We start from the raw sequence: 12,472 nt of genomic DNA, 5'->3' as shown, positions 1-12,472 counted from the left end.
CGCCAAACCGTTTCCCCACCCTCACGAGGTCAACATGTGGTCCGATGCGTTGCTGGCTTATCTGCATTACATCTCGATCTTCACGCTGATCGTCTTCATCACCGCCGAAGCGGTGGTGCTGCGGCCCGGCATGACGCCGGAAATCCGCAATCGCCTCGCGCGCTATGACGCGGTGTACGGTGCCGCTGCGGTAGCCGTGCTGGTGACCGGCCTGCTGCGCGTGTTCTACGGCGCCAAGGGGTACGCGTTCTACGTCCATAACCCTGTGTTCCACATCAAGGTGGGTCTGTTCATCCTGGTGGGGCTACTGTCCATCATGCCGACCGTGACCATCCTGCGCTGGAAGAAGCAAGCCAAGACGCTGCCCGATTTCGTGCCCACGCCGGCCGAGATTGCCAAGACGCGCCGCTGGGTCATGATCGAATCGCACCTCATCGTGTTCATCCCGCTGGCGGCGGTGCTGATGGCGCGCGGCATCGGCATCTAGATCGCGCGGGCTGAGCTCGAACGTTGTACGGCCCCCAATCCAACGCTAGGGACAAACCCTGAACCGTTTGCGGGCGCACCGCGCCAGTGCGTCGATGCGCCCGCTGCCCCTACTGCAAGGTGCTTGAAAGCCGGTCTGCTTAGCGTGCAAACTTGGTCGCCAACAAGGCGGCCCGCCACTCCAGGCGCAGCGCGCCCATACGAGGAGACCACTCTTGCAGAACGATCCACAAGATCGTCCGGTGATCCGCAGTCACCAGGACTTTGCATCGGGCATCATGTTCATCGTCGCTGGCGCGGCGTTCGCCATCCTGGCGCGCAGCTACCGCATGGGCACCGCGAGCAGCATGGGACCCGGCTATTTCCCCTTCTGGCTTGGCATCGTGCTCGTGGCGCTGGGCGTTGTGGTGCTGCTGCAGTCGCTGTCGCGCAAGGGCGTGGCCGACCGCGTCCCGCGCTGGGATATCAAGACGCTGCTGTGGATCCTTGGCTCGGTGGTCCTGTTCGGGCTGCTGCTGCAGCCGCTTGGGCTGGTGCTTTCGCTGGTGGTGCTGGTGCTGGTCTCGAGCATGGCAAGCCATGAATTCTCTTGGAAGGGCGCCGTCGGTACGGCCATCGTCATGGTGCTGATGAGCCTGGCGGCATTCGTGTATGGGCTCAAGCTGCAGTTCCCGGTGTGGCCCGCCTTCATCGGCAATTGAGGAGCACGACATGGACCTCTTTGCCAATCTCGCGCTCGGCTTCTCCACCGCGCTGTCCATCCAGAACCTCGTCTACGCGTTCATCGGCTGCGTGCTCGGTACGCTGATCGGCGTGCTGCCGGGCCTCGGCCCCATCGCGACGATTGCGATGCTGCTGCCGGCCACGTACGCGCTGCCGCCGGTGGCCGCGCTGATCATGCTCGCGGGCATCTACTACGGTGCGCAATACGGCGGCTCGACCACGGCCATCCTCGTCAACCTGCCGGGCGAATCGTCGTCGGTAGTCACCACCATCGACGGCTACCAGATGGCGCGACGCGGGCGCGCGGGCGTGGCGCTCGCTACCGCCGGCCTCGGCTCGTTCTTCGCCGGCTGCGTGGCCACGCTCGTGCTGGCCGCGTTTGCCACCCCACTGTCGGAATTCGCGTTCAACTTTGGGCCGGCCGAGTATTTCTCCCTGATGGTGCTCGGGCTGATCGGCGCGGTGGTGCTGGCCTCCGGCTCGCTCGTCAAGGCCATTGCGATGATCGTGCTCGGGCTGCTGCTGGGCCTCGTCGGCACCGATGTGAACTCAGGCACCGCGCGTTATTCATTCGACGTGCCGGAGCTGGCCGACGGGCTGAACTTCGTGTCGGTGGCGATGGGCGTGTTCGGCTTTGCCGAGATCATCGCCAACCTCGAACAGAAGGAACACCGCGAAACCTTCGTCGAGCACGTCCGCAACCTGTGGCCCAGCCGCGAAGACTTCAAGCGGATGATCCCGGCGGTGCTGCGCGGCACGGCGCTCGGCTCGGTGCTGGGCATCCTGCCGGGCGGCGGTGCGACGCTGGCGTCGTTCGCGTCGTACTCGCTGGAGAAGAAGACCTCGAAGTATTCGAGCGAATTCGGCAGGGGCGCCATCGAGGGCGTGGCCGGCCCCGAATCAGCCAACAACGCCGCGGCGCAGACGTCGTTCATTCCGCTGCTCACGCTCGGCATTCCGCCCAACGCCGTGATGGCGCTGATGGTCGGCGCAATGACGATCCACAATATCCAGCCCGGCCCGCAGGTGATGACCAGCAACCCCGCGCTGTTCTGGGGCCTGATCGCCTCGATGTGGATCGGCAACCTGATGCTGATCGTGCTGAACCTGCCGATGATCGGCGTGTGGGTGCGGCTGCTGAAGGTGCCGTATCGCTTCCTGTATCCGGCCATCCTGGTGTTCTGCTGCATCGGCGTGTATTCGGTGTCGAACACGACGTTCGATATCTTCCAGACGGCGCTCTTCGGCCTGATCGGCTACATGTTCGTCAAGCTGCGCTGCGAACCGGCGCCGATGCTGCTCGGCTTCGTGCTCGGGCCGATGATGGAAGAGAACTTCCGCCGCGCGCTGCTGCTCTCGCGCGGGGATTTCTCCACCTTCGTCACGCGGCCGCTGTCGCTCGGGCTGCTGATTGCGGCGGCCGTGCTGGTGCTGCTCGTGGCCATGCCGGCCATCAGCAAGAAGCGCGAGGAGGCGTTCCAGGAGGAATAGCCCGGCCGCATGCTGCGTCGCACACTACAGAACCGGAGGCCTGCCCTCCGGCTTTTTGTTTGCGGGCGCGGCGCCGCAGCATTAGAGCCAAACCTCCACTTCGGTTGACGTTGGATGGCGCGCCTCGGATAACGGAGGGCGATCGGCCCGCAGAGGCCGGCCACAGTCCAATGTCCAGGAGACAAACCGTATGTCAAAGCCTTCCCCGCTCCGCGCCGTGCGCGGGTTTCTGCGCACGCACGCCGCAGCCGCCGTCGTGGCCGCCTCCACCGTCACCATCGCGGCATTCGCGCCGGCACAGGCCGCAAGCACCTATGCAGCCACCAAGTACCCGATCGTGCTGGTGCACGGACTGTCGGGCACCGACAAGTTCCTCGGCACGGTCGACTACTGGTACCAGATTCCCGAAGACCTGCGCGCCAACGGGGCCACGGTGTACGTGGCCAACGTCTCGGCCTTCAATGACGAAACGGTGCGCGGCGAGCAGCTGGTCAGCCAGATCCGCAGCGTGCTCGCCACCACCGGCGCCGCCAAGGTCAACCTGATCGGCCACAGCCAGGGCGGGCTGACTTCTCGCTACGCGGCCGCTGTCATTCCTGACAAGGTGGCCTCTGTCACGACCATCGGCACACCGCACAAGGGCTCCGAGTTTGCCGACTTTGTCGAGAGCGCGCCCGATCCGCTCAAGGCGCTGCTCAACATCGGCGCCGACCTTGCCGGCACCGTGCTCTCGTGGTTCAACGGCAACAGCAATCCGCAGGACGGCTATGCCGCGCTGCGCATCCTGTCGACCGCCGGGGCGGCGGACTTCAACACCGCCTTCCCGAGCGCCGGGCTGGCCAGCGGCTGCAACACCGGCAGCAGCACCGATGTGCGCAACGGCAACGTGCAGAAGCTCTATTCGTGGACGGGCCGCTCGACAGCCACCAACATCCTGGATCTGTTCGATCCGGCGCTCGTCTTTACCGGCACGGTCATGCAGGCGCGCGGGTCCGGCACCAACGATGGGCTCGTCTCGGTGTGCAGCGCGAAGTTCGGGCAAGTGCTGTCCACCGACTACGCGTGGAACCACCTCGACGAGGTCAACCAGTTGCTCGGGCTGATCGGCCCGTTCGCGGCGGACCCCGTTGCCGTGATCCGCACGCAGGCCAACCGGCTCAAGACGGCCGGTCTGTAAGGGCCACCCATGAAGACCCCCCCGTCGCCCATGCAGCCGATGACGTTTGTGGCGGCCGTGCTCGTTGCGGTGGCGACGGCGGGCGGGGTCTACTGGTGGCATGCGCGGGAGGCTGCGCCCGCAGTGGCACCGGAACCGCCCCGCCCCACCGCAGGCGCCTTCATCGGCAGCATCAACGCCACGCCAGCGCAAGAGGCGGCCGCCAACCCGCCGACGGAGCTGGCCGACACGCAGGTGCCGGATGGGCTGCGCGTCGATACGCACGGCCACCTCATCGTCGAGGCCGCCAACCGGCAAGTGTTCGACTACTTTCTCGACGTGCCGGCCTCGCTGCCTGAAGCGCAGCGCGTGGCGATGGCGCAGGCGCATCTGCGTGCCAAGCTGGTATCGCCCGCGCTGGCGCAGGCGCAGGCGCTGTTGCAGCGCTATCTGGCGTATCGCCAAGCCCTCGCGGCGCAAGGCGGTGGCGGCCGCAACAAGCCCACCGTCGACCAGCTTCAGCAGCGCCCCGACATGATGGCCACGTTGCGCCAGCAACTGGCCGCGCGTGCCGAACTGCGGCGCCAGGTGCTCGGCGCCGACGTCGCGCAGGCCTGGTACGGCGATCAAGACGCCATTGACGCCGCTGAACTGGACCGCCTGGCCGTGATGAGCGATGCATCGCTGTCGCCCGAACAGCGCGCCGCCCGGCTGGCCGCCATCGAAGCCGGGCTGCCGCCCGCCGTGCAGCAAGCCCGGCGCGAGGCCTCGGCCCCGATCAAGCTCGCCAGCGCGATGGACGCGTGGATCCGGCAAGGCCTCACCGACGCGCAGATCCGCCAGCAATTGGCGGCGCAGGGCGTGGACGGCATCGTGGCCGACCGCCTCATCCGCGGCAACCGCGAAGAAGCCGATTGGCGCAGCCGCTACGACGCCTACGCCCGCGAGCGCGACCGCATCAGCCACGCGCCCGGCCTCGCCGAAGCGGACCGCACCGCGCAGATCACCCAACTGCGCGCACAGACCTTTGCCGCGCCCAATGAGCTGCTGCGCGCACAAGCGCTCGACGGCTTGGCGCAGCGCAAATAGGCCGGACCCGGCGCAGACGGCCGGGCACGGTAAAATCACGGGATTGCCGAATCACGCACTCCCATGAGCCAAGACAACGCCAGCGGCGCGGGCATCTCCGCCGCATCCACGTCCAACTTCCTGCGCCAGATCATCGAGGGCGACCTCGCCCAGGGCACCTACGCCGGCCGCAAGGACGCCGCAGGCCAACCGATCCCGCCCGTGGTGACGCGCTTTCCGCCCGAGCCCAACGGCTACCTGCACATCGGCCACGCCAAGAGCATCTGGGTGAACTTCGGCCTCGCCAAGGAATACGGCGGCCGCTGCCACCTGCGGTTTGACGACACGAACCCCGTCAAGGAAGACACCGAGTACGTCGATTCGATCATCGACGCCGTGCACTGGCTCGGCTATTCATGGAACGACGCCGGCGGCGAACACCTGTACTACGCGAGCGACTATTTCGAGCAGCTCTACGGCTTTGCCGAGGTGCTGATCCAGCGCGGCGTGGCCTACGTCGACAGCCAGAGCGCCGAGCAGATCGCCGCGAACCGGGGCGACTTCACCAAGCCCGGCACGCCGTCGCCGTTCCGCGACCGCTCGGTGGACGAGAACCTCGCGCTGTTCCGCGACATGCGGGCCGGCAAGTACAAGGACGGCGAGCATGTGCTGCGCGCCAAGATCGACATGGCCGCGCCGAACATCGTGATGCGCGATCCGGTGCTGTACCGCATCCGCCATGCGCATCACCATCGCACCGGCGACGCGTGGTGCATCTACCCGATGTACGACTTCACGCATTGCATTTCCGATGCGCTGGAGAACATCACGCATTCGCTGTGCACGCTGGAGTTCGAGAACAACCGCCCGCTGTACGACTGGGTGCTCGACCACCTGCGCGACGCCGGCGTGTTGCCCAGGACGCTGCCGCACCAGTACGAGTTCGCGCGCCTGCACCTGACGTACGCCATCACCAGCAAGCGAAAGCTGCTGCAGCTGGTGACCGAAAAGCGCGTCGACGGCTGGGACGACCCGCGCATGCCCACACTGGTGGGCATCCGCCGCCGCGGCTATACGCCCGAATCGATCCAGCTGTTCTGCGAGCGCGTGGGCGTGTCCAAGGCCGACAGCTGGATCGACATGAGCATCCTCGAGGCCGCCGTGCGCGACGACCTCGATGCCCGTGCGCCGCGCTCTGTGGCGGTGCTGGACCCGGTCAAGCTCATCCTCGACAACGTGCCGGCCGACTTCAACGAGCCGTGCTCCGCGCCCGTGCACCCGAAGCAGCCGGAACTCGGCCGGCGTGAGTTCCCGCTCACGCGCGAGCTGTGGATCGAGCGCGAAGACTTCACCGAGACGCCGCCCAAGGGCTACTTCCGGCTGTTCCCGGGCAACAAGGTGCGCCTGCGCTACGGCTACGTGATCGAATGCACCGGCTGCGACAAGGATGCCGCCGGGAACGTCACCGCCGTGCACGCCAACATCATTCCGGATACCAAGAGTGGCACGCCGGGTGCTGACAGCGTCAAGGTGAAGGGCAACATCCACTGGGTGAGCGCGGCGCATGCGCTGCAAGCCGAGGTGCGCCTGTACGACCGCCTGTTTAACGACCCGCAGCCGGATTCGGGCGACAAGAACTTCCTGGATGCGCTCAACCCGGACTCCAAGAAGGTCGTCACCGCATACCTGGAGCCCACGCTGGCTGCCGCCCGCCCGGAAGACCGCTTCCAGTTCGAGCGCCACGGCTACTTCGTGGCCGACCGCATCGACTCGCAACCGGGCAAGCCCGTGTTCAACCGCGTCGTCGGCCTGAAGGACAGCTGGGGCAAGTAAGCACAGGCCCATGCGTGCGTGGGCCTCTGAACAAGGAGGCACCATGCGTGCATGGATTCTGCTGCTGGCCGCAGTGCTCGCCACGCCCGCCTTCGCGGCGCCGTTTGCGCCGGACCTGGCACACACCTCGGTCTACTTCGGCGCGTCGCATTTTGACCGCACCACGATGCGCGGCCGCTTCGACAAGATCGACGGCGCCATCAATTTCGATGAGGCAACGCACCAGGGCGGCTTCGATTTCACCGTCGATGCCGCCTCCATCAACACGCGCCTGCGGGTGCTGGACGGCGTGCTGAAATCGGAACAGTTTCTGGATGCCGCGCAGTTTCCCGTCATCCGGTTGCGCAGCGACCGCTTTGTCGTCGAAGGCGGCAAGCTCGTCGCCATCGAGGCGAGCCTGACGCTGCACGGCGTGACGCAGCCGGTGCGGCTGGACGTGCGCCGCTTCAGCTGCGGCGACGAGAAGCTGCCCGGCAGCACGCGCCACGTCTGCGGCGGCGATTTCCACTTCGCCATCGCACGCAGCGCCTTCGGCATGACGCGTTTCCTGCCCGACGTGGGCGACCGCGTCGACATCGACGTCAGCGTGGAAGCCACGCCTCAATAAGCCGCGCCATCCATCCTTCTATGCCCAATATCGATTTCACCCTCACCACCGACTACATCGAGCTGCACAAGCTGCTCAAGCTCACCGGCGTGGTGGACAGCGGCGGCGCCGGCAAGGCGGTGGTGGCGGATGGGGCCGTCACCGTCGACGGTCATCCGGAGCTGCGCAAGACGGCCAAGATCCGCGCCGGCCAGGTCGTGATGCTGGGCGACGTGCGCATTGCCGTGCACGATGCCGAATAGCGCCGCAGGTGTTTGAAAACGCACGGCGTGCTAGCGTGCGCCGGTCCCCCCTCCAGGAGATTGACCATGCCGATCGCACTCTGGTGCGTGTTGATTGCGGGCGTGTTTCCGCTCGTGTGTGCCGCCGTCGCCAAGGCGAGCGGCCAGAAGTACGACAACCACAACCCGCGCATCTGGCTCGCCCAGCAAACCGGCTTTCCCGCCCGCGCCAACGCCGCGCAGCAGAACCACTTCGAGGCATTCCCGTTCTTTGCCGTGGCCGTGCTGGTGGCCATCCTGGGCGGGGGCCTGATCGACCGCGTCAACCTGCTGGCCGTCGCCTTCATTGTTGCTCGGCTCCTGTACACGGTCTGCTATTTCGCCGACTGGGCCATGCCGCGTTCGCTGATGTGGCTGGCCGCTTATGGCATCACCATCGCACTGTTCGTGCAACCGGCCTTCGTTCACTGAGCCGGCGACGCCCTCCCGCGCCCGCTGCAAACAGGGGCGCCGTTGTCGTTTCGGCGAGGCTGTTGGCCGATGCGCTGAGCGATGCCGTTACGGCGATGCGTCGGGCGGCGTTGCAGGCGTCTGGAAGAGCTTCCATGCCATCGCCGCCAGCACGGCCACGGCGGCCACCAGTGCACCCCACAGGATCCACTGCCGTGTCCGTCCTGCGGGCGGCTCAGCCGTGAGTGCATCGGCCGGCGAATCCGTCATCGCGCCAAGCTGCGCAGGCGCAATGGCGGGCGATGCGCCAGCCAGCAGATCGTTGCGTGCGACGGGGTTGCCGCGCGCCACCTCCCCGATGGCCAGCGAGAACGGCACGCTGCCGCGCGCAGCATACGTGACCGTAGCCGGACGCCAGCCTACTGACAGCTGCGGTGCCCCGGCGCCGAGACCGCCGCTGCGCGTGTCCACCTGCAGGCGCCAGTAGCGATCCGCCGTTGCCGGCACGCTGATGGGCGCGTTCTCCTGTTCCGCCTGGCCCCCTGCGCCCGCCAGCCGGTAAAGGCGGGCCGACGTGATGAGCCGCCACGGTGCCTGCGCATCGGCGCGCGCGTAGAGGGTGGCCTGCGCGACGGTGTTGGCCTGGGGCAGGCTGACTTTCACGCGCTCCACCGGAAACACACCGCCGGTATCGAACTGGTAATCCCCGGCAGACGGCGTCTGCACCGGCGCCAGCCCCGCGCGCCACTGGATGGCGCTGTCTGCCGCTGCCACCCGCCCCCCCATGGCCACTTCGGCGCGCACGGCTTCGGGCGCGGGCGGCTTGCCCTGCCAGGTCAGCCGCAGGTACTTTGCCCGCAGCCCCGCGAATTCGACGCGATCCTGCACGAGCGTGCTGCCCTGGTTCGACAGCCGGAACAGCGTGGCCTGCGCGACGGGGCTCCAGTGCTGCAGGTCATCGCTCGCCTGCACGTTGACGCCGCTCTGGAACTCCACCGCGGGCAACACCACCACGAGCGCCGTCACCGTCGCCGTTTTTCTGTCATGCAGCTGGCTCAGGTCGACCAGCCATGCCCGCGTGGTCTCCTGCGGCGCGGCCGTGCCGGTGGCGCGCAATACGCCGTCTGCGCCGAGCACCACGCCGGCTGTGCCGGGCTTCCGGGCATCATCCACGGGGGCTGCGAACCAATGCACGTCGTGCAGCGTGCGCGCCTGCGGCGGCGCATCGCGCGGGATGTCAAGGCTGAATGGCACCGGTTCGCCATCGCCGTTGAGGACGCGCAGATCCGCGAGGCTCGCCTCGTGTGCGTGGGCATAAACGTCTTCGTTGAGCGTGACGGCGTAATAGGCGGCACCCGGCGTACCCGTCAGCGCAAACCGCTCGGCCCATGCCGACGCCGACAGCAGCGAGGCCGCGGCCATCGCAAGAACAACCTTCTTCACAGAACCTCCCCGGTTTCGCCAGCCGCCTTGGCCTTGGGGGGCAACGGCGACAGATAGCCGATCAACAGCAGCAGCACGCCAATGCCGATGAATGACACGATGCGCTCGACGCCCGTCACGCGCGACAGGTCAAACAGGAACAGCTTCACCACCGTCACACCCAGCAGCGCGCCGCCGGTGAACCACAACGCCCGGCTCGCGCGGCGCGTGGCCAGCACCATCACGACCAGCGCCAGCACCGTCCAGAACATCGACAGCGAGGCCTGCACCAGCATCGAGCCGCCCAGCCCTTCCGGCGTGTACGGCACGTGGGCCCAGTGGTGCAGCGTGCGCAGCAGCACCGCGTTGGCCCAGATGAACAGTGTCGCGCCGATTGCATAGCCGATCACCAACGGCTCCGGCACGAGCCTGTGCAGTGCCACGCGGCGCATCCACAGCGCAATGGCGAGGAAGACGAGCAGCTGCGCCACATCGAGCGGGTTGAGAACGGGCAGGTAGAACAGCGGCGCGGCGTCGCCATCGCTGGCGGCGCTGGCCAGGCTCCACAGCCAGAGCAAGGCGGCCAGCGGTGCCGCGCCCCACAGCAGATAGGCGCGCTCGAAACGCGCGATGGGCCAGCGGATGCGCCAGCCGGCTCCCCCCAGCAAGGCAAGCAGCGCGCCATAGGCATAGGCCCACGCGGCAAAGCTCCATGTGCCCTCCGGCACGTAGGCGTCGAGGCGCCAGTAGCCTTCGGTGGCCAACATGCCGCAGATCAGCCAGAACAGCACGGTATGCAGCGGCGCGAGGATGACGTCCTTCACGTCGCGCTCCTGGCGGCGCAGCAGCACGAAGGCGAGCACGACCGACGCGATCCACACGAGGCCGCCCCACCCCGCCAGCGGCGACGGGCGCCAATGCTCGATGGCCGCCAGCGCCACGACGGCAAGCGCTGGCGACAGCGCCAGGGCCGGCCACTCGGCCAGCGTCCAGTCGAGCCTGCGGCGCAGCGCGTGCGCAGCCCATGCCGTGAGCACGGCAAAGCCGGCGTACAGCGGAATGTCCGGCCGGTCGATGGTCTGGCTGGCGATGCGCCAGGCCCAGCGGTCGATCTCGTTACTGCCGCTGCCGAGCCACCAGAGCAATCCCCACACCGATGCGGCAATGCCCAGCGCGGGCGCTGCCTTCAGCCACGCGCGCGCCGGCGCCCTGCCATGCAACTGCCAGCCGGTGAACACGCCCGCCAGCGCCATCAGCAGCCCGCCGATGTAGCGGCGATTGAGCACCGGCCAACCGGTCGCAGGATCCCAATCGAACCATGTGCTGCCGGTCAAGGCCACGCCCGCGGCCACTTGCAGCAGCAGGCCAACGGCCAGGGCCAGGCGCCGCTGCTGCTGCACGCCGAGCCACACCACCGCCGCACCCTCGAGCGCCCACACCGCACTGGTGGTGCGCCCATCGCAGGCCAGCGGAATCGCCAGCGTGATGAAAATCACGGCCAGCGCAAACATCGCCTCGTACAGCAGGCCCAGGTTCGCGCGCCGCGGCGCCAGCCAGGCTGCCATGCCCAGATAGAAAGCCGCCAGCGCCGCAGCGCTCCACGCCATCGCAAACGGAATGTGGTGCACCAGCCCGGCCTGCAGGCCCATCGCCACGAGCGGCGTGCCGAACACCAGCGTGCCGTCGACATAGTGGTTCAGGCTCACGCGGCGGCGCAGCGCATACAGCAGCGCGATGCCTACGTACATCAGGAAGAAGAGGATCAGGAACGGCTCGGTGCTCGACAGCAGCGACGGCTGATACCGCAGCACGCCCCACGCGGTAGCGATGCCGAACGTGAAGACAAAGCCGAGCAGATTCAGCGCCCGCCACGCGCGGAACCACGCAATCGCAAAGATGCCCGCGTTGAGCAGCGCGTAGTAGCTGAACAGCGCCACGTGGCTACCCTGGCCTGTCGAGATCAAGATCGGGGCAAGGAAGCCGCCGGCGCTCCCGGTGAATGCCAGCGCCGGCGCGTTCTGCCTGACAGCGAGGCCGGCCGCCAGCGCGCAGATCAGCACCAGCACCGGAAATGCCATCCCCGGAGACAGCAGCGGCACCATGCGCGTGGCCGCAAACACCGTCAGATAGAGCACCCCCACGCCGCCGCCCTGCAGCACCAGCGCGTATCCCGGGCGCCTGTCGCGCAGCCGCCAGCCGATGCCCAACAGCACGATCGCGCCGACGGCCACGCCAGCCAGGCGGAACTCGACCGGCAGCAGGCTGTTGTCGGCGGCATATTTGAGCAGGAAGGCCACGCCAAAGAACAGGATCAGGATGCCGACCCGCACCACGCTGTTGCCGCCCAGCAGCCAGTCACGAGCAGCACCCACGGCGCGCTCGACCCAGTCCGGTTCGTGCGGCGCCATCGGCGGCATGGCAGGCTGCCCGACGGGCTCCGGCTGGGGCCCGGGCGCCGGCGGCGGGCTCGTCATCGGCGCCTGCGGCGCGGCTACGGCTTCGATACGCGGCAAGGTTTCGGCCAAGGCAGGCGCTGGCGCAACGTGCGGCGGCGTGTCGGCCACGGCGTCCGGTTGCGGTGCGGCAGACGTCCCACCCCGGATCTCCGCCATCTGGCGGCGCAGCAGCGACACCTCGTGCTCGAGTTGGGCCACACGTTCGTGCAGCGTCATCGTCGCGGCAGTGACCGTCGGCCGCGCGGCATCGGGCTCGGGCGGATGCGCCCACTGCGAGCTCGCGCGCTTGTCCATGTACAGGATCAGCGACGCCAAGCCCACGCCGACCAGCACCCCGAAGAACGCCCCGACCACGCCCCCCGACAGGCCCCCGAGCACCAGGCCCACGATTCCGAATATCCAACGCATCGTTCTGATTATCCTTGTTTGGATAGGAGAAGCATGCGCAGAACCGCGCACGCACCGCTCGTATACCGCAAACAGCGGCCGAAGGGAATGCGGCGGCCTCGTCTTGCAAGCGGCCGCATCGCTGCCGCCGGCCCGTGCGACAATGCGCGCT

The 12,472-nt window shown here is 67.7% G+C and carries 11 protein-coding genes; 9 read left to right on the top strand and 2 right to left on the bottom strand.

Annotated elements, in window-relative coordinates; genetic code table 11:
- Positions 1-34 precede the first annotated feature (34 nt).
- The 9 genes from TK49_RS08640 to TK49_RS08600 all read left to right on the top strand — a co-directional run bounded on the left by TK49_RS08640 (position 35) and on the right by TK49_RS08600 (position 8,056).
- Entirely contained in the window at positions 35-487 is a 453-nt protein-coding gene (locus TK49_RS08640) for a DUF2214 family protein (RefSeq protein ID WP_045786309.1), read from the top strand.
- A 277-nt stretch (positions 488-764) separates the two neighbouring features.
- Positions 765-1,187 carry a tripartite tricarboxylate transporter TctB family protein gene (locus TK49_RS08635; protein WP_082076341.1) on the top strand — a complete coding sequence of 141 codons (423 nt, stop codon included), beginning with the start codon at positions 765-767 and terminating at the stop codon, positions 1,185-1,187.
- Between the two features lie 10 nt (positions 1,188-1,197).
- A complete protein-coding gene (locus TK49_RS08630) occupies positions 1,198-2,700 on the top strand; it encodes a tripartite tricarboxylate transporter permease (RefSeq protein ID WP_045786307.1) in 1,503 nt (500 codons plus the stop codon).
- A gap of 190 nt (positions 2,701-2,890) precedes the next feature.
- The gene (locus TK49_RS08625) at positions 2,891-3,877 is read left to right on the top strand and encodes a lipase family alpha/beta hydrolase (protein WP_045786306.1); all 987 of its coding nucleotides are present in this window, start codon (positions 2,891-2,893) and stop codon (positions 3,875-3,877) included.
- Between the two features lie 9 nt (positions 3,878-3,886).
- Entirely contained in the window at positions 3,887-4,945 is a 1,059-nt protein-coding gene (locus tag TK49_RS08620) for a lipase secretion chaperone (RefSeq protein WP_045786305.1), read from the top strand.
- A gap of 63 nt (positions 4,946-5,008) precedes the next feature.
- Positions 5,009-6,757 (top strand): glutamine--tRNA ligase/YqeY domain fusion protein, encoded by a 1,749-nt coding sequence (locus TK49_RS08615; protein WP_045786304.1) that lies wholly within the window; start codon positions 5,009-5,011, stop codon positions 6,755-6,757.
- A 43-nt stretch (positions 6,758-6,800) separates the two neighbouring features.
- On the top strand, positions 6,801-7,364 hold the full coding sequence (locus TK49_RS08610) for a YceI family protein (RefSeq protein ID WP_045786303.1): 564 nt from the start codon (positions 6,801-6,803) through the stop codon (positions 7,362-7,364).
- Positions 7,365-7,384: 20 nt separating this feature from the next.
- Positions 7,385-7,606, top strand: a complete 222-nt coding sequence (locus TK49_RS08605) for an RNA-binding S4 domain-containing protein (RefSeq protein ID WP_045786302.1) — start codon at positions 7,385-7,387, stop codon at positions 7,604-7,606.
- Positions 7,607-7,672: 66 nt separating this feature from the next.
- Positions 7,673-8,056 (top strand): MAPEG family protein, encoded by a 384-nt coding sequence (locus tag TK49_RS08600; protein WP_045786301.1) that lies wholly within the window; start codon positions 7,673-7,675, stop codon positions 8,054-8,056.
- 87 nt (positions 8,057-8,143) lie between these two features.
- Here the strand turns inward: TK49_RS08600 and TK49_RS08595 are convergent, their stop codons facing one another.
- Complete coding sequence (locus TK49_RS08595; protein WP_045786300.1) at positions 8,144-9,478, bottom strand: DUF3999 domain-containing protein; 1,335 nt, start codon at positions 9,476-9,478, stop codon at positions 8,144-8,146.
- A complete protein-coding gene (locus tag TK49_RS08590) occupies positions 9,475-12,321 on the bottom strand; it encodes a DUF2339 domain-containing protein (protein WP_045786299.1) in 2,847 nt (948 codons plus the stop codon). The genes TK49_RS08595 and TK49_RS08590 overlap by 4 nt, the downstream gene beginning before the upstream one ends.
- Positions 12,322-12,472: the final 151 nt, after the last annotated feature.

It is taken from the genome of Ralstonia mannitolilytica (genome assembly GCF_000954135.1).
In the GTDB taxonomy this organism is placed as follows: Bacteria; Pseudomonadota; Gammaproteobacteria; order Burkholderiales; family Burkholderiaceae; genus Ralstonia; species Ralstonia mannitolilytica.
Note: the sequence above shows the minus strand (reverse complement) of the source record. Positions and strands in the feature narration are given on the sequence as shown.

Bases quoted from the DNA above. Each gene is read 5' to 3' on its own strand.
- TK49_RS08600 (WP_045786301.1), top strand. From the start codon at position 7,673: ATGCCGATCGCACTCTGGTGCGTGTTGATTGCGGGCGTGTTTCCGCTC.
- TK49_RS08635 (WP_082076341.1), top strand. From the start codon at position 765: ATGTTCATCGTCGCTGGCGCGGCGTTCGCCATCCTGGCGCGCAGCTAC.
- TK49_RS08590 (WP_045786299.1), bottom strand. From the start codon at position 12,321: ATGCGTTGGATATTCGGAATCGTGGGCCTGGTGCTCGGGGGCCTGTCG.
- TK49_RS08640 (WP_045786309.1), top strand. From the start codon at position 35: ATGTGGTCCGATGCGTTGCTGGCTTATCTGCATTACATCTCGATCTTC.
- TK49_RS08615 (WP_045786304.1), top strand. From the start codon at position 5,009: ATGAGCCAAGACAACGCCAGCGGCGCGGGCATCTCCGCCGCATCCACG.
- TK49_RS08610 (WP_045786303.1), top strand. From the start codon at position 6,801: ATGCGTGCATGGATTCTGCTGCTGGCCGCAGTGCTCGCCACGCCCGCC.
- TK49_RS08625 (WP_045786306.1), top strand. From the start codon at position 2,891: ATGTCAAAGCCTTCCCCGCTCCGCGCCGTGCGCGGGTTTCTGCGCACG.
- TK49_RS08620 (WP_045786305.1), top strand. From the start codon at position 3,887: ATGAAGACCCCCCCGTCGCCCATGCAGCCGATGACGTTTGTGGCGGCC.
- TK49_RS08605 (WP_045786302.1), top strand. From the start codon at position 7,385: ATGCCCAATATCGATTTCACCCTCACCACCGACTACATCGAGCTGCAC.
- TK49_RS08630 (WP_045786307.1), top strand. From the start codon at position 1,198: ATGGACCTCTTTGCCAATCTCGCGCTCGGCTTCTCCACCGCGCTGTCC.